Consider the following 15,653-nt stretch of genomic DNA (forward strand, 5'->3'; position numbering starts at 1 on the left):
CGACGGGGTCGAACCGTCGCCCCGGCCGCCCGCGCGGGTCCGGAATGGGTAATGGTCGGTCGGACGGGCGCCGTCGCGCCCGCCGCGTTACGCGCCGATCAGACGTTGATGACCCCCGACGCGTCGGTGACGTTGTCGATGGCCGCGCGGCCGTCGTTCGAGCTGTTCGGCGACGCGACGCCCTCTCCACCGTCGCTGGCGAAGACCTCGCTGAGGACGAACTGGGTCGGGACGCTCGACAGCGCCGGCAGGCCGCTCGTCCAGTCGATGACGAACGTGTAGGTCAGCTGGTCGGCGCTCTCGAGAGCCACGAAGCCGGGAACGTCCTCCGCGGCGGTGTCGGTGCGGTTGTTGTTCCCGCCAGTGCCGATGTTGCGCCGGATGTACCCGCCGTCGCCGCTCGCGCCGCTCGTGCTGTTCGCGATGCCTCCGGACCGGGCGCCGGAGCTCGCGCTACCGTAGCCGAACCGGAAGTCGTCGTTCGGGCTCTCGCCGAGCCCGTCGGTGTCGACGTCGAAGTTGGCCTCGACGACGTAGGCGTTCGGGTTGCTCGGCCACTCGCCGAGCCCGGAGTTCCCGCCGCCGTACACGTCGCCGTCCAGCTCCACCTGTACGACCGTGGTCGGGCCGCTGCTCACCCGCGCGGTGATCCAGCTCCCCGTCGCGTCGCCCTGCCCGTCGCCGTCGCGGTCGACGCCCGGACCGGGGTCGGTGGTCACGACGGTGTCGAACTCGACGCAGGGGTTGTGCGCCCCGTCGTTGTGGCGAGCCTGGACCGCGTAGAACTCGAAGTCGAACATGACCGAGTCCGTCTGGATCTCGTTCTCGACGCTCGTCGGCACCTCCCATGTGAAGCAGACGCACTGTTCGTCGACGTTCGGTTCGCCGTCGGTGAACGCCTCGGTGACGCCATCGAAGGTGGGGCGATCCGCGAGCGGCGCGTTCGCGTCACCGTCGCTGGACAGCGGGACGCCGGCTTGGAGCGCGAGCATGACTTCCGCCAGCGACCCGGAGACGATCTCGTCGCCGATGACGTTGCCGCCGTCGCCGTCGGGCGTACAGTACGAGACGGTGACCTCCATCGCGTCCGCGAGGTCTCCCGTGTCCGGGGTCTCGTCGTCGTCCATCTCGGGCTCCGTCATTCCGTTCTCGTCGTTCGCGGTCAGCTCACCGCACATCCACATGTACGCGGGGTTGTCGACGATCGAGAAGCAGAACTCGCCCTCGCCGGAGTCGCCGGGCTTCAGGTCGGAGACCTGGATGCTGAGGGGCTCGCCCTCGATCTGCTGGCCCTCGATCCCGACGACGTTCCCGTCGACGTAGGTGCCGGGCTCCGTGGAGTACTGCGCGTAGCTGCCCTGGTCCTCTGAGTAGTCGACGTGGACGAACAGGTCGAGCGAGCCGGCCGTCAGCTCGTTGTTCGCGAACGTCTCCGTGTCGTTGAAGTACGCCGTGGTGCCGAGGCCCGCGCCCGCGGAGGCCACGCCGACCGCACCGAGTCCGACCAGCATCTTGCGCCGCGATAGTCCGATTTTGTCGTCGTTCATTGTGTATCATCCCCGAAGGGAACTCCCGGCGGCGGTCGCGAACCGCCGCGTCGGCCGCCCGAAGGCGCCGAGCCGGGAACCGGACGTGTCTCGTCGTCCGGGGCCGCGTCGCTCCGAGGAGCTAGTTCTGACCGCTCACGTTGCCGGTGCCGTTGGGTGCGGGACCGGGGCTGGTGCTGTTCACGTCGGTCCCGTTGAACGCCACCTGAGGATTGTCGTTGTGCCGCGACTGCTCGGCGTAGACGGCGAGATCGAAGCTCACGGAGTCGGTCTGGATCTCGTTGCCGACCTCCGCCGGGAGCGTCCACTCGAAACCGATGCACTGGGTGGTCGCGCCGGGGTACGGCTGCCGACCCTCCACCTGGCGGTCGCCGTCGAGCGCCTCGCCGTCGGCCAGCTCCGCGAAGACCTCGCTCATCGTGCCGGAGAGGATCTTCTGCTCGCCCGCGAGGACGATCTGGGCGATCTCGGCGTAGACGGTGTCGAGGTCGGACGGGTCGGGCGCGACGAAAGCGTCGTCGGGAGAGCTGGCGACGCTCTCCAACAGACCGGTGTCTGCGTTCCCGAGCGCGATGGTGAAGATGCGGATCCCGTTGTTCTTGGCATCGTTCGCGGCGTTGATCGCGGCGGTGTCGTCAGACTGCCCGTCGCTCAACAGGATCATCACCTTCGACGCGCCCGGCGTGGCGATGGTGCCGTTGAGGAGTTCGTTCTCGCCCTCGATGATACCGGCGGCGATCGAGGTGCCGCCGCCCGCTGTGTAGTTGTTGATCGCGTTCTGAACGGCTTGGTAGTTGGTCGTCAGCTCCTGGTCGGTCGACGCGCCGGAATTGAACGAGATCGCAGCGGCCTCGTCGGGCGACGAGAGGTTGCCGACGAAGCTGGTCGCGGCCGTCTTCAGCGCCGAGAGCGGTGCGCCGCCCATCGAGCCGGAGACGTCGCTGACTAAGGCGACTTCCAGCTCCTGCTGCTGGCCCGTGCCCGTGGGCTCGTACACGTTGTCGCAGTCCTCGTCGTACCAGACGCAGACCTCGATTGCGTCGGCGAGATCGCCTTGCCCGGGCGTGTCGTCCTCGTCCGCCTCGGGCTCGGACTGCCCGTTCTCCGCCTGGGACAGCTCGCCCGCGAGGTAGAGGAACGCGGGGTTGTCACAGATGTGGATGCTGATCGTGACCTCGCCGGAGTCGCCGGGCTTCACGTCGTCGAGCGTGAACACCGGGATCCCGTCGCCGTTGACGAGGTACTGATCCGCCTCGGGCGAACAGAAGTCGAAGCCGTCCTCCTCCATGACGAGGTCTTCCCACGCCTGCATGTCCGCGGGGCTGGGCGCCTGATCGAGCAGGTACCGCCCGTCGCCGAGCTCCTCGGCGTCCGGGTAGCCCATGGACTGGACGTGCTCCAAGCGGCCGGGACCGCCGAGGTACGTCGACTTGTAGTCCAGTTTCAGGTCCAGCTCGCCCGCGGTGAGCGTGTTGCCCTCGAACGACTCGGTATCGTTGAAGTACGCCGTGGTACCGAGTCCCGCGCCCGCGGACGCGACGCCGACCGCGCCGAGGCCCGCGAGCACCTTGCGCCGCGAGAGTCCGATTGTGTCGTTTGTGTCTTGGCTCATGGTTTCTCCCCCGACTCGCCCCCCGTCCGCGATGGGCTGACCGAATCGGTTACTTTCCCCTCCGAGGGACACCCACCTAGTTACGCGTTCCCATGTCACCGTCGAACGGACGATTCCAGCAGGTAGAACGTCTCACGGAACCGGTCAACGGTCTCGTTCGACGGACGGTTCGGTGGTCCTACCGGGAGCGATCTCGCCCGCAGGCGTTCCGTACTGTCGCCACCGAACCCGGTACGAGAACCGTACTCGACGTGTCGGATCCGACAAGCTGCTCGTACCCTCTTCCCTCGATCGGCCGCTTCCCCGGGTAGCGAGCCCATACATATGACTCGGTCCGACGCAGTGGGTGACAGAACTCGGGCGCCGCCGAGCGCGGCCGCCCGGAGCCCACTCCATGAAACTCCGAAACGACGTGTTACCGGCCGAACAGGTGTACGCGATCCTCGCGAACGAACGCCGTCGCCGCGCGATCGAACAGCTCGGCGCCGTCGGCGGGACGGTCTCGGTCAACGAGCTGTCGACGCTCGTCGCGGGCCGCGAGACGGGCGAGACGCCCCCGCCGAAGCGCTGTCGCGAGAGCGTGTACACGTCGCTCGTCCAGACGCACCTGCCGAAGCTGGCGGACGCGGGCGTGATAGCGTACGACCGCGAGACGCAGACCATCGAGCTCTCTCGCCGCGCGCGCGACGTGCGACTCTACACGGAGGTCCTCGCGCCCGGCGGCGCGACGTGGTCGGAACTCTACCGCGCGCTCGCCGTGGGCTCGCTGCTCGTCGTGCTCGCGGCGCTCCTCGACGTCCCGCTCGTGTCGGCCGTCGACCCGGTCCTCTGGACCAGCCTCGGTCTCGGCGTCTTCGCCGCCGCCAGCGCGGTCCAGCTGTGGGTCAACCGCTTCTCGGTGCTGCGGCAGCTTCGGCTCCGGTGACTGGGCTCGAAAAACTGACTCCTTCTCCGTCGTACTCCGCTCTCCTATCCGAACTGTCGGCCTCCCCTACTCGGCGGCGGCCGCGACCGACTCCGGCAGCCGCAGCTCGAACAGCCGCGCGTCGCAGCCGGCGCATCGTCCGGCGACCACGTCGTAGCTCGAACAGCAGGACTCGACGACGCGCTCTTCCAGCCCGACTTCGCCGGCGCAGCTCGGGCACTCATCGACGAACAGCCTGAGCGCGCCGAGCACCGCGCTGCGGTCCGCGAGCGCCAGCGTCGTCCAGTCGTCGCGGGTCACCGTCAGCACGCGGTCGGCCGCGACGTCCGCCCGGAACGCCGCGCGCGACTCCCAGTGGCCGATCTTCTCGTCGCCCGCGTACGCGAGCCCGACGCCCTCGTACCAGTCGATCGCCAGCTCATCGGTGTCGATCCCGGTGAGCGTCGCGAGCGCCGCCACGTCGTCGCGGTCGCTTCGGTCCCCGTCGCCGCCAGCGTCCCTCGGCTTGCCCGTCGCCGCCGCCCGCCACGCCGCGGCGAAGTCGGGCGCGAACGCGAAGTCGTCGCCGGCGGGCGTCTCGACGAGGATGTCGGCGTCAAGCAGGTACGTCTCCGGATCGATCTCACCCGACTGACGGGCGGCTATCTCCCTTGAACCGGGCGTTTTCCCGAACAGCGCGAGGACCCGCTCCGGGAGGTATCGCTTCGTGAGTTCGGGCGTCCCCGGGACGAGGTAGCCGCGGAGCCAGATCGCCGCGAGCGCGGCGCCGAACCCGGCCGCGCCGAGGAGCGGCGCGCCGACCGCGGCCACCGCTGCCCCCCCGACCGTCGCGATCCCGACGTTGACCGCGGTACAGGGTAGACAGCGGTTCGCGCCGGTGTACTCGGGCCGTCGGAGTCGGTCGACGGCGGCGCGTGCGGGTCGTCGGAGGCGATCGGCGGCCGCGTTTCGTGACGCGTTCATACCGGTTCGGACGGCGCGTGCCGACCTATGTATGCGCCGCCTACCGCCGCGTGCGTCGCCTCCCGCCGCGAACCTGTTTCGGCGATCGATAGTTACGGAAAACGACAACAGCGGACGAGAATCGCGATTCGACGGACCTACTATCTCAAGAATCCTCATTCGCTCGGTTCTCAAAGCGTTTCCGTGTACTTCGCGCGTCGATACACGCCGCGATCTACCGCCGACTCATTAATAGAAAATTATATGTTGTGTCTAATCAATATGCTCTCAACCCACATGGGCGAGCCATGACATCACAACTCATCGGATCGGAGGTGCCCTCGCCCGCCGATGAGGACGGTCCGTCGCGCGACGAGGTGTTCACGGCGCTGAGCAACGCGCGGCGGCGGAACGTGATCGAGTACCTGAACACCAACGGCAGCGAGGCGCGCGTCCGCGACATCGCGGAGCAGCTGGCGGCGTGGGAGAACGGCGTCGAGATCCCCGAAGTGACGTACAAGCAGCGCAAGCGAGTGTACACGGCGCTTCACCAGTCGCACCTCCCGAAGCTGGCCGCCAGCGGCTTCATCGACTACGAGTCCGACCGGGGGTTGGTCTCGCTCACCGAGGAGAGCCGGCAGCTGGAGGTGTACCTGGAGATCGTCTCGGACAACGAGATCCTCTGGAGCGAGTACTACGTCGGGCTCGCGGTCGTGTGCGGGCTGCTGGCGACGGCGGCGTGGGTCGGCACCGTCCCGTTCGGCGCGGTCTCGGGATACGCGTACGCGGTCCTGTTCGCGCTCGTGTTCGCTGTCTCCGGGCTCTTCCACCGGTCGTCGACGAAGCGGAACCGACTGGGCTGACGACGCATCGGCGCCCCTCCCCGCCCGAACTCACCGCGCGGACACCCGCAGGGTTTTAGCCGCGCACGGCGGGAGTACGGACATATGGCAACGGGGATCGTCGGGGAGTTCCTCGATCTCAAGGCGGAGACGGACGCGGACGTCCTCGCGATGCAGTGCGGCGACTTCTACGAGTTCTTCGCGGACGACGCCGAGCTGGTGGCCGACGAGCTCGACCTCTCGATCTCGCAGAAGTCCTCTCACGGCTCGTCGTACCCGATGGCCGGCGTGCCGCTCTCGGAGCTGACGCCGTACGTGAACGCCCTGGTCGAACGCGGCTACCGGGTCGCGGTCGCGGACCAGTACGAGACGGACGGGGGCGACCACGCCCGCGAGATCGTCCGAGTCGTCACTCCCGGGACCGTCCTCGAAACGAGCGACGACGACGCGCGCTACCTCGCGGCCGTGGTGCGGGACGAAGCGGCCGATTCCGACGCCGACGGCCCTTACGGGCTCGCGCTCGCCGACGTCACCACCGGCCGCTTCCTCGCCACGACGGTCGACGACGGGAGCGACCTGCGGGCCGAGCTCTACCGCTTCGACCCGGCGGAGGTCCTCCCGGGCCCCCGGGTCCGAAACGACGACGGCCTGCTCGGGGCGGTCCGCGAGGACCTCTCGGGACGCGTGACCGCGTTCGACGCGGAGGCGTTCGCGACCGGGCGCGCGCGACACGCGGTTCGCGAGCAGTTCGGCCGCGAGACGACCGACAGCGTCGGGCTCGACTCCGAACTCGCGGTCCGCGCCGCGGGCGCGGTCCTCTCGTACGTCGAGGAGACCGGCGCGGGGGTGCTGGCCTCGATGACCCGCCTCACCGCGTACGGCGCCGACGACCGGGTCGACGTGGACGCGACCACGCAGCGCAACCTCGAGATCACCGAGACGATGCGGGGCGACGCCGACGGCTCGCTGTTCGACACCGTCGACCACACCGTCACGGCCGCCGGCGGGCGGCTGCTCCGCGAGTGGCTCACCCGCCCCCGCCGGGACCGCGAGACGCTCGCGGCCCGACTCGACGCGGTCGAGGCGCTGGCGTCCGCGGCGCTCGCGCGCGATCGGATCCGCGAGGTGCTCGACGACGCGTACGACCTCGAACGGCTCGCGTCGCGCACGACGAGCGGGAGCGCGGGCGCGCGAGAACTCCTCTCGGTCCGCGACACGCTGGCGCTGCTCCCGGACCTCGCCGACGCGGTGGCGGGGACCCCCCTCGACGACTCGCCCGCGGCCGCCGTCCTCGACCGCGTCGACCGCGAGCGCGCGGCCGACCTGCGCGAGGAGCTCGCCGAGGCGCTCGCGGAGGACCCGCCGAAGGCGAAGACCGGCGGCGGGCTGCTGAAGGAGGGGTACGACGAGGAGCTCGACGAGCTGATCGGTCGCCACGAGTCGGTAAAATCGTGGCTCGACGGCCTCGCGGAGCGCGAGAAGCGGCGACACGGGCTCAGCCACGTCACCGTCGACCGCAACAAGACGGACGGCTACTACATCCAGGTCGGGAAGTCGGTGGCGGACCGGGTGCCCGAGGGGTACCGCGAGATCAAGACGCTGAAGAACTCGAAGCGGTTCGTCACCGACGAGCTGGCCGAGAAGGAGCGGGAGGTCCTCCGCCTGGAGGAGGCGCGCGGCGAGCTGGAGTACGAGCTGTTCGAGGCGCTCCGCGAGCGCGTCGCCGAGCGCGCGGAACTGCTCCAGGACGCCGGCCGGGCGATCGCGGAACTCGACGCGCTCGCCTCGCTCGCGACCCACGCGGCCCGCCGAGACTGGTCGCGCCCGGAGCTGACGGAGGAGCGCCGGCTCGACGTCGAGGCCGGGCGCCACCCGGTCGTCGAGGGGACGACCGACTTCGTCCCGAACGACCTCCGGCTCGACGCCGAGCGCGGCTTCCTGATCGTCACCGGGCCGAACATGAGCGGGAAGTCGACGTACATGCGACAGGCCGCGCTGATCCAGCTGCTCGCGCAGGCCGGCTCGTTCGTCCCCGCCCGCGCGGCCGAGGTGGGGCTCGTCGACGGCATCTACACCCGCGTCGGCGCGCTCGACGAACTGGCGCAGGGGCGCTCGACGTTCATGGTCGAGATGCAGGAGCTGTCGAACATCCTTCACTCCGCCACCGAGGACTCGCTGGTCATCCTCGACGAGGTCGGCCGCGGGACCGCCACCTACGACGGTATCTCCATCGCGTGGGCCGCGACGGAGTACCTCCACAACGAGGTCCGGGCGCGTACCCTCTTCGCCACCCACTACCACGAGCTGACGACGCTCGCGGACCACCTCCCCCGCGTCGCGAACGTCCACGTCGCCGTCGACGAGCGCGACGGCGAGGTGACGTTCCTCCGCACCGTCCGCGACGGGCCGACGAACCGGTCGTACGGCGTCCACGTCGCCGATCTCGCGGGCGTGCCCGACCCCGTCGTCTCCCGCGCGGACGAGGTCCTCGACCGGCTCCGCGAGGAGAAGGCGATCGAGGCCCGCGGCTCGCGAAGCGCGGGAGACGGCGACGGCACCGGCTCGGGCGCCGGCGAGGTTCCGGGCGGCGGCGCGGGGGACACGCAGCAGGTCGTGTTCGACCTCTCGTCGGGGTCGTTCGCGGGCGGGGACGGCGACGAGGGGGCGGCAGGCACTGGCGGCTCGGCCTCCGAGGGGAGTCGAAACGGAGCGGAGAGCGGGTCGATGGCGGCCGGTTCCGGCGAGCGCGCGGAGACCGCAGAGACCGCGGCGCCCGCCGCCGCCGACCGGCTCGACCCCGAGACCCGCGCCGTGATCGAGGAACTGAGCGACGTCGACGTCGCGGAGACTCCGCCGGTGGAGCTGCTCTCGCGGGTCCAAGAGTGGCAGGAGCGGCTGGACTGACCGCGCTGCGAGACGGACGCACGGGCGCGTCTGACGTAAGAACTAATGTCCGACCACGTCGTGTGGTGTGTATGGGCATCATGAGCAAGATCCTCGGCGGGAGCGGGAATCGTTCCGTCGACGACTACGTCGAGCTCGACACGGACGACTTCGCCGACGCGCACGCGGAGACGGGCACACAGGTACACTTCGCGGAGATCGCCGACCAGAGCGACGTCATCCCGATCAAAGACGCCGTCTACGACGGCGACTTCGTCATCGCTGACATCACCCGTCACTCCACGTCGGACCGGACGATAGAACGCGTCTACGACGAGCTTCGACAGGTGGTCGAGGAGGTCGACGGCGACATCGTCCAGAAGGGCGACGACCAGATCATCGTCACGCCGACCGGCGTCAAGGTCTCGCGACAGAAACTGTAGCCGCCGCGTTCCGGCGGTCTCGCTCCGTATATCCTTCCGTGATCCCGATTTACGCCCCGAATCCGGGCGTACGCGGTCGAACCGTGTCATATATGCCGTTCTCTCGCCCACGTAGAGTCGAATGGACGAGCCGGTCCTGCTGACGGGCGCCGGCGGACGGGTGGGGCAGGCCATCCTCCGCGGCATCGGCGGCGACTACCAGTGGCGGCTCCTCGACCGCGAGCCGCTCCCGGCCGCGAAGGTTCCCGCCGGCGTCACCGACGCGGACCGATACGTCGCGGACATCACCGACGAGCGCGCCGTCCGCGAGGCGGTCGCCGACGTCGGTGCGGTGATCCACCTCGCCGGCGACCCCCGGAAGACGGCGCCGTGGGACTCCGTCCTCCGGAACAACATCGACGGCACGCAGGTCGTGATGCGCGCCGCCGCCGAGGCCGGCGTCGAGAAGTTCGCGTTCGCCTCCTCGAACCACGCCGTCGGCGGTTACGAGACCGAAGAGCGCACGCCGGACCTGTACCGCCCCGACGACGACTACCGGCTCGACGGCAGCGAACTCCCCCGCCCCGGCAACCTCTACGGCGTCTCGAAGGCGGCCGGCGAGTCGCTCGGACGCTTCTACCACGACGAGTTCGGGATGAGCGTCGTCTGCGTCCGGATCGGCAACCTCACCAGGGACCACCCGCCCCGCGAGTACGAGCGCGGCCAGGCGATGTGGCTCTCGCACCGCGACTGCGCGCACCTGTTCGACCGCTGTCTCCGGGCCGACTACGGCTACGAGGTCGTGTACGGCATCTCGGACAACGACCGCCGCTACTACTCCATCGAGCGCGCCCGCGAGGCGCTCGGCTACGACCCCGCCGACAACTCCGCCGACTACACCTTCGAGGGCAAACCCAAGTCCGACCGCGACACCGAGACGAACGGCGGTCGCTACGGCGAGGACTCGTTCGCGTCGGACGCCGATCGGCCCGCCCCGGAGTCGCCCGCCGAACCCAACTTCCCCGCCGACCCGGACGACGCCTGATCGGCCCCACGCTCAGAACAGCCCGTCGACGTCGCGCCGCTTCCGCGCCTCGCGTTCGACGTGATCGCCCAGCCGCGCGGCCACCTGCGGTCGCGCGTCCGGCGTCCGAAGGTACGCGAACAGCAGTTCGGCGAACTCGGTCCGTCCCGTCCCGCGCTCCTCGCGAGCGAACTCCGCCGCGGTCGCGAGCACCTGCGGATCGCCCGGTTCGCCCGCCCTCGCGAGCGCCGGCGCCGCGACCCCGGCCGCGGCGAGCGACAGCCGGCCGAACGCCGGCGTCTCGTCGTCGACCCGGATCCGCGGCGCACTCCCCGCGTCCGCGTCCGTCGAGGCCGCGGCGAGTTTCTCGGCCCACTCTCGGACGGAGGCCAACGCGACTCCCCGGGAGTCGGAGACGCCCGTCAGCGCGGCGACGGCGTCCGCCGCGCGCTCGGCGGCGCCCGAGTCGTCGCCGTCGGCCGCGCGGTGCGTCGCCGTCGCGGCCGCGGCCAGCCCCCGGCGCAGTCGCTCGACGTCGTCGGCGTCGCGGTCGCCGTCGCGCTCGGCGTCGCCGTCGTCGTCTGGCGGTCGCCCCCCCGAACCCCAGGCGCCGCTCGCCGCGAGGAAGCGCCCCTCGTTGAACAGCGCGGCGCCGGCGGTGATCGCGACTGACGCGGACGGCACGTCGCGCTCGTCTCGGTCCGAACCGGAGTCGCGGTCGGTCACGCCTCGCGGTCGGCGGCGACGAGTGATAAATGGCGAGTTCCGCGACTCCGCGAAGCGGAGCGAAACGTCAGCGGCGGGGCGGAGGGCGAAACGTCAGCGGCGGGGCGGAGGCGGTGCTCGCCCGCGGCGGGCCGATCAGGCCTTCCCGACGGCGCCGTCGTCGTCCGGTAGCCGGACGGTTCGATCGACCGCCCTCGGGTACCGGCGGTGAAGCGCCGCGCCCGCGACGGCACCGCAGAGGGTCGCCAGCGCGACCGCCGCCGCGGTCGGGAACGAGAGGGCGGCGACCGTCAGCACCGGTAGCGCCGCGAAGGCGACCAGCGCGCCCGGCGACGGGAGGGGATCGGACGGGTGGGGGTTCGCGTACGGATCGGGGTGGACTGTGCGTCTGGAGGGGGATCGGTCTGCTGTCATCGTCTGGTAGTGAGTCGTGGCGCGAGGCGTTCGCCTCGCGCTTCGAGCGGATTCGGTCGTCGAAAACGGTACGAGTGGGGCCGTCGCGTCGAGAGAGGGGAGGCGCGCTCGCTTCGGCGGCGAGTCGGCCGCCCCCGCGTCGAGGTCACGCGGCGACGGTGCCGAGGAGAGCGGCGACCGGCCCGCGGACCCGTCTCCGGACGCTCCAGCGGGGGGCGAACGTCGGAATGGGGTCGCGGACGGTCATGGATTCGACCCGGTGGCGGGGGACCGACCGGGCGTACGTTCACCGAACGACGGAACCGAGTTAATAGTTCCTCGTGTGTGTGGACCAATACCGCGGTCGAAGGGCCGCCGTTTCCGGGTGCTCCACCGTCCGCGGCCCCGTCGGTCGCTCCCCGCTCCGCTCGCCGTTTGGTGCCTCGAAAAACGTCCTGACGGAGTCCGACGCGAGCGGAGCGAGCGTCGGGCAAGTCAGGACCGAACGCGGCGGCTCCCGAGCGAAGCGAGGCAGCCGCAAAGTGAGCGTCCTGACGGAGATTTGAACTCCGGTCCCTGGCTCCGCAAGCCAAGAGGATAGTCCACTACCCTACCAGGACTCATCTCAACGTATCGCGGTGGAACATAAGACGGTTACGGTCCGGCGGTCGCGTGCCTGCGGTCCGCACGCACTCCCGACGCGGATGAACACCTTTTGTATCGGAGGGCCCCATGAACGCCTATGAGACGCCTTCGAGCCGCGACCGGGACCCGAGTCCGTCGCCTCACCGACCGGGCGGGCTCCGGCGCGACCCCCCGACAACGGCAACGCTTATCCGCGAACTCACCGACCACGGAGGTACGCGTATGGGAGCCATAGAGGAGGTGTACGAGGACCTCGACACCGATGTCGAGTTCGAGGAGTTCGAGGCCGCCGTCGAGGACAAGGTCGAGCAGATGGGCGGGCTCGCGGACGAGGAGACCGCAGCGATGCTCATCGCGCACGAGCTGCGCGACGAGGAGGCAGACACCATCGCCGACATCGAACCGGGGATGAACGAGGTGAAGTTCCTCGGCAAGGTGACCGCGATCGGCGAGGTCCGAACGTTCGAGCGCGACGACGAGGAGGCCGACGAGGGCCGGGTGTGTAACGTCGACGTCGCCGACGCCTCCGGCTCGGTCCGGGTCGCACTCTGGGACGACATGGCCGCGGCCGCGGAGGGCGAACTCGAGGTCGGACAGGTGCTCCGGGTCATGGGTCGACCGAAGGAGGGGTACAGCGGCCTCGAAGTGAGCGCGGACAAGGTCGAGCCGGACGAGGACGCCGAAGTCGACGTGCAGGTGCTCGACACCTACCGCGTCGAGGACCTGACGCTCGGCGCGTCCGACGTGGACCTCGTCGGACAGGTGCTCGACACGGACTCGATCCGGACGTTCGACCGCGACGACGGCAGCGAGGGGCGCGTGGCGAACCTCACCGTCGGCGACGAGACGGGCCGCGTGCGCGTCACGCTCTGGGACGACAAGGCCGACCTCGCCGACGAGTTCGAGCCCGGCGAGGTGGTCGAGGTCGGTGACGGCTACGTCCGCGAGCGCGACGGCGACTTAGAGCTCCACGTCGGAGACCGCGGCACGGTCGAGCGCGTCGACGAGGACGTCGAGTACGTTCCGGAGACGACCGACATCGCCGACCTGGAGATCGGCGAGACCGTCGACATCGGCGGCGGCGTCATCGAGACGGACCCGGTGCGCACCTTCGACCGAGACGACGGCAGCGAGGGACAGGTCAGAAACGTCCGGATCAGAGACGAGACGGGCGAGATACGCGTCGCGCTGTGGGGCGACAAGGCCGACCGCGAGATCGACCTGGCCGACCGCGTCGTCTTCACCGACGTCGAGATCCAGGACGGCTGGCAGGACGACCTTGAGGCGTCTGCGAACTGGCGTTCGACCGTCTCCGTCCTCGACGGCGAGAGCGACGCGGCGGCCGGCGCAGCGAGCGGGGCGTCGGGGTCCCGTACGGAGGGGAGCGGTGACGCCGCCGACCGCGACGCGAGCGAGACCGGCCTCGGAGCCTTCGCGGAGGACGGGCAGAAGGCGGCCGCCGAGGCCGTCGCCGGCGAGACGACCGGAGACGACGGGGGCGGTGCGACCGGCGGTGCCGCGGCCGCGACGACGGAGCCGTCGACCGAGGACGTCGAGTTCACCGGCACGGTCGTCCAGACGGGCGATCCGGTCGTGCTCGACGACGGCCAGCAGACGCGGACCGTCGAGACCGACGCGAGCCTCCGGCTCGGCGAGGAGGTAACCGTTCGCGGCCCGGAGCGCGACGGCACCATCGACGCCGACGACGTCTTCTGACGCGGGTCTCTCCCGTCCCGATCCGCCCACGGACCCGGCCGCGATGCGGCTAACGGAAAGCGTTATACGATACACGGACGCGACTGTGTGTATGAGTGTCGAGTTGCCGTTCGCGCCGGTCGACGGGATCATCCGGCGGAACGCGGGGGAACTCCGCGTCAGCGCGGACGCCGCCGAGGAGCTCGCGCGACGGATCCAATCGCACGGCGCGGAGCTAGCCATCGACGCGGCCGAGCAGGCGACCGCGGACGGCCGGAAGACGCTGATGGCCGCGGACTTCGGCGTCGAGCAGGTCGTCAGCCGGGAGGACCTCACGCTACCGGTCGCGCCGATCGACCGGATCGCCCGACTCCGGATCGACGACCGGTATCGCGTCGGCGTCGACGCGCGCGTCGCGCTGGCCGACATCTTGGAAGACTACGCCGACAACGTCGCGAGCGCGGCCGCGACGCTGGCCCGACACGCGGACCGGCGAACGGTACAGGCCGAGGACATCGAGACGTACTTCGCCCTCTTCGAGTAGATGCGGTTCGGCTACAGCGAGCGGTGCCTCGACCACGACACCGGCGAACGACACCCGGAGAACCCGGACCGACTCCGCGCGATCCGCCGCGGCCTCGCGAAGCGGCACGGCGTCGAGTACGCCGAGGCGGACCCCGCCGAGAAGGCGGCGGTCACGGCGGTCCACGACCCCGACTACGTCGACGAACTCGAATCGTTCGTGGCGGACGGCGGCGGCAGTTGGGACCCCGACACCGTCGCGAGCGAGGGGACCTGGGACGCGGCGCTCACCTCGGCCGGCCTCGCCCAGTGGGCGGCCCGCGAGGCGCTCGACGGGTCGACCGGCCGGCAGACGCCGTTCGCTATCGGTCGTCCGCCGGGCCACCACGCCGTCACCGACGACGCGATGGGGTTCTGCTTTTTCAACAACGCCGCGGTCGCGGCCCAGACCGCCCTCGACGAGGGGCTCGCTGACCGCGTCGCGATCTTCGACTGGGACGTTCACCACGGCAACGGTACGCAGGACATCTTCTACGACCGCGGCGACGTCTTCTACGCCTCGATCCACGAGGACGGGCTCTACCCGGACACGGGCGCCCTCGACGAGACCGGCGAGGGAGACGGCGAGGAGGCGACCGCGAACCTCCCGCTGGCGGCCGGCGCCGGCGACGCCGACTACCTGTACGCCGTCGACGAGGGGATCGCACCCGCGGTCGACCGGTTCGACCCCGACCTGCTGATCGTCTCGGCGGGCTTCGACGCGCACCGCCACGACCCCATCTCGCGGATGCGCGTCTCCTCGGAGGGGTACGCGCTGCTGACCGATCGGATCCGGACGCTCGCGGACGATGTCGGCGCCGCCGACGCGTACGTCCTCGAGGGTGGCTACGGCCTCGACACGCTCGCCGAAGGGGTCTCGATGGTCCACGAGACGTACGACGGCCGGACCCCCGTCGACACCGACGAGGAGCCGGACGAGAAGACGGAAACGCTCGTCGACGACCTCCGGTCGGAGCTGGGCCTGTAGTCCGAGCTCCTGACCGGTCGCTGGCGCTCCTCGCTCGGTGTTGCGGCAGCGAGAGACGCCCGGAGCGGGATTTGAACCCGGAGGACTTCGCTCACTGCGTTCGCTCGTCCTCAGATTCAAATCCCTCCGTCTGGGTCCGTCGATGTCGGACTCGCTCGTCGCTGCGCTCCTCGTTCGGTGTTGCGACAGCAGAAACGCCCGGAGCGGGATTTGAACCCGCGTCACGACCGTGACAGGGTCGTATGATGGGCCACTACACCATCCGGGCAAACAGGCGACAGCGCCCCGAAACCGGGGACGCCCGGAGCGGGATTTGAACCCGCGTCACGACCGTGACAGGGTCGTATGATGGGCCACTACACCATCCGGGCTTGTCGCACCAGTTCGTACCCCTGTCTGGCAGATAAGGCTTGTCATCGCCGTCCGGAGTGAGGGTCGGTAACAGGGG

General features: G+C 70.1%; 13 protein-coding genes and 3 tRNA genes. 8 read left to right on the top strand and 8 right to left on the bottom strand.

Going from position 1 to position 15,653, the window contains the following annotated elements; all coding sequences use genetic code 11:
• Nucleotides 1–98 precede the first annotated feature (98 nt).
• A complete protein-coding gene (locus tag BM286_RS05355) occupies nucleotides 99–1,547 on the bottom strand; it encodes a SipW-dependent-type signal peptide-containing protein (protein ID WP_092920564.1) in 1,449 nt (482 codons plus the stop codon).
• Nucleotides 1,548–1,668: 121 nt separating this feature from the next.
• Nucleotides 1,669–3,159 (bottom strand): vWA domain-containing protein, encoded by a 1,491-nt coding sequence (locus BM286_RS05360; RefSeq protein WP_092920565.1) that lies wholly within the window; start codon nucleotides 3,157–3,159, stop codon nucleotides 1,669–1,671.
• Nucleotides 3,160–3,553: 394 nt separating this feature from the next.
• Here BM286_RS05360 and BM286_RS05365 point away from each other — a divergent pair, with 394 nt between their 5' ends.
• Complete coding sequence (locus BM286_RS05365; protein ID WP_092920566.1) at nucleotides 3,554–4,084, top strand: DUF7344 domain-containing protein; 531 nt, start codon at nucleotides 3,554–3,556, stop codon at nucleotides 4,082–4,084.
• Between the two features lie 66 nt (nucleotides 4,085–4,150).
• Here the strand turns inward: BM286_RS05365 and BM286_RS05370 are convergent, their stop codons facing one another.
• Nucleotides 4,151–5,047 carry a hypothetical protein gene (locus tag BM286_RS05370; RefSeq protein WP_092920567.1) on the bottom strand — a complete coding sequence of 299 codons (897 nt, stop codon included), beginning with the start codon at nucleotides 5,045–5,047 and terminating at the stop codon, nucleotides 4,151–4,153.
• A gap of 287 nt (nucleotides 5,048–5,334) precedes the next feature.
• Here BM286_RS05370 and BM286_RS05375 point away from each other — a divergent pair, with 287 nt between their 5' ends.
• The 4 genes from BM286_RS05375 (at nucleotide 5,335) to azf (ending at nucleotide 10,218) form a co-directional block, all read left to right on the top strand.
• Nucleotides 5,335–5,889, top strand: coding sequence for a DUF7344 domain-containing protein (locus BM286_RS05375; RefSeq protein WP_092920568.1), 555 nt, complete (start codon nucleotides 5,335–5,337; stop codon nucleotides 5,887–5,889).
• Between the two features lie 84 nt (nucleotides 5,890–5,973).
• A complete protein-coding gene (mutS, locus tag BM286_RS05380; RefSeq protein ID WP_092920569.1) occupies nucleotides 5,974–8,772 on the top strand; it encodes a DNA mismatch repair protein MutS in 2,799 nt (932 codons plus the stop codon).
• Between the two features lie 71 nt (nucleotides 8,773–8,843).
• Complete coding sequence (locus BM286_RS05385; protein WP_092920570.1) at nucleotides 8,844–9,194, top strand: cell division protein SepF; 351 nt, start codon at nucleotides 8,844–8,846, stop codon at nucleotides 9,192–9,194.
• Between the two features lie 121 nt (nucleotides 9,195–9,315).
• Entirely contained in the window at nucleotides 9,316–10,218 is a 903-nt protein-coding gene (gene azf / locus BM286_RS05390; protein ID WP_092920571.1) for an NAD-dependent glucose-6-phosphate dehydrogenase Azf, read from the top strand.
• A gap of 12 nt (nucleotides 10,219–10,230) precedes the next feature.
• On the opposite strand, the gene BM286_RS05395 is transcribed toward azf, so the two are convergent.
• The 3 genes from BM286_RS05395 to BM286_RS05405 form a co-directional block, all read right to left on the bottom strand.
• Entirely contained in the window at nucleotides 10,231–10,923 is a 693-nt protein-coding gene (locus tag BM286_RS05395; RefSeq protein ID WP_092920572.1) for a hypothetical protein, read from the bottom strand.
• A 135-nt stretch (nucleotides 10,924–11,058) separates the two neighbouring features.
• The gene (locus BM286_RS05400) at nucleotides 11,059–11,337 is read right to left on the bottom strand and encodes a hypothetical protein (protein WP_241988372.1); all 279 of its coding nucleotides are present in this window, start codon (nucleotides 11,335–11,337) and stop codon (nucleotides 11,059–11,061) included.
• Nucleotides 11,338–11,863: 526 nt separating this feature from the next.
• Nucleotides 11,864–11,936: transfer RNA gene (locus BM286_RS05405), tRNA-Arg, on the bottom strand.
• 247 nt (nucleotides 11,937–12,183) lie between these two features.
• Here BM286_RS05405 and BM286_RS05410 point away from each other — a divergent pair.
• From BM286_RS05410 to BM286_RS05420, 3 genes are all read left to right on the top strand, one after another.
• Entirely contained in the window at nucleotides 12,184–13,677 is a 1,494-nt protein-coding gene (locus BM286_RS05410) for a single-stranded DNA binding protein (RefSeq protein WP_092920573.1), read from the top strand.
• Between the two features lie 91 nt (nucleotides 13,678–13,768).
• Nucleotides 13,769–14,200 (top strand): histone family protein, encoded by a 432-nt coding sequence (locus BM286_RS05415; protein ID WP_092920574.1) that lies wholly within the window; start codon nucleotides 13,769–13,771, stop codon nucleotides 14,198–14,200.
• Nucleotides 14,201–15,205, top strand: a complete 1,005-nt coding sequence (locus tag BM286_RS05420; RefSeq protein WP_092920575.1) for a histone deacetylase family protein — start codon at nucleotides 14,201–14,203, stop codon at nucleotides 15,203–15,205. It abuts the gene before it with no gap.
• Between the two features lie 195 nt (nucleotides 15,206–15,400).
• Here the strand turns inward: BM286_RS05420 and BM286_RS05425 are convergent.
• Both BM286_RS05425 and BM286_RS05430 read right to left on the bottom strand, forming a co-directional pair.
• Nucleotides 15,401–15,473, bottom strand: a tRNA-Asp gene (locus BM286_RS05425).
• 30 nt (nucleotides 15,474–15,503) lie between these two features.
• Nucleotides 15,504–15,576 (bottom strand) — tRNA-Asp (locus tag BM286_RS05430).
• Between the last annotated feature and the right edge of the window lie 77 nt (nucleotides 15,577–15,653).

The organism is Halorubrum sodomense, from assembly GCF_900111935.1.
Lineage (GTDB): Archaea > Halobacteriota > Halobacteria > Halobacteriales > Haloferacaceae > Halorubrum > Halorubrum sodomense.

What these genes read in the sequence shown, in the direction of transcription:
- BM286_RS05355 (WP_092920564.1), bottom strand. Translation starts at nt 1,547, where the DNA reads ATGAACGACGACAAAATCGGACTATCGCGGCGCAAGATGCTGGTCGGA.
- BM286_RS05360 (WP_092920565.1), bottom strand. Translation starts at nt 3,159, where the DNA reads ATGAGCCAAGACACAAACGACACAATCGGACTCTCGCGGCGCAAGGTG.
- BM286_RS05365 (WP_092920566.1), top strand. Translation starts at nt 3,554, where the DNA reads ATGAAACTCCGAAACGACGTGTTACCGGCCGAACAGGTGTACGCGATC.
- BM286_RS05370 (WP_092920567.1), bottom strand. Translation starts at nt 5,047, where the DNA reads ATGAACGCGTCACGAAACGCGGCCGCCGATCGCCTCCGACGACCCGCA.
- BM286_RS05375 (WP_092920568.1), top strand. Translation starts at nt 5,335, where the DNA reads ATGACATCACAACTCATCGGATCGGAGGTGCCCTCGCCCGCCGATGAG.
- mutS (WP_092920569.1), top strand. Translation starts at nt 5,974, where the DNA reads ATGGCAACGGGGATCGTCGGGGAGTTCCTCGATCTCAAGGCGGAGACG.
- BM286_RS05385 (WP_092920570.1), top strand. Translation starts at nt 8,844, where the DNA reads ATGGGCATCATGAGCAAGATCCTCGGCGGGAGCGGGAATCGTTCCGTC.
- azf (WP_092920571.1), top strand. Translation starts at nt 9,316, where the DNA reads ATGGACGAGCCGGTCCTGCTGACGGGCGCCGGCGGACGGGTGGGGCAG.
- BM286_RS05400 (WP_241988372.1), bottom strand. Translation starts at nt 11,337, where the DNA reads ATGACAGCAGACCGATCCCCCTCCAGACGCACAGTCCACCCCGATCCG.
- BM286_RS05410 (WP_092920573.1), top strand. Translation starts at nt 12,184, where the DNA reads ATGGGAGCCATAGAGGAGGTGTACGAGGACCTCGACACCGATGTCGAG.
- BM286_RS05415 (WP_092920574.1), top strand. Translation starts at nt 13,769, where the DNA reads ATGAGTGTCGAGTTGCCGTTCGCGCCGGTCGACGGGATCATCCGGCGG.
- BM286_RS05420 (WP_092920575.1), top strand. Translation starts at nt 14,201, where the DNA reads ATGCGGTTCGGCTACAGCGAGCGGTGCCTCGACCACGACACCGGCGAA.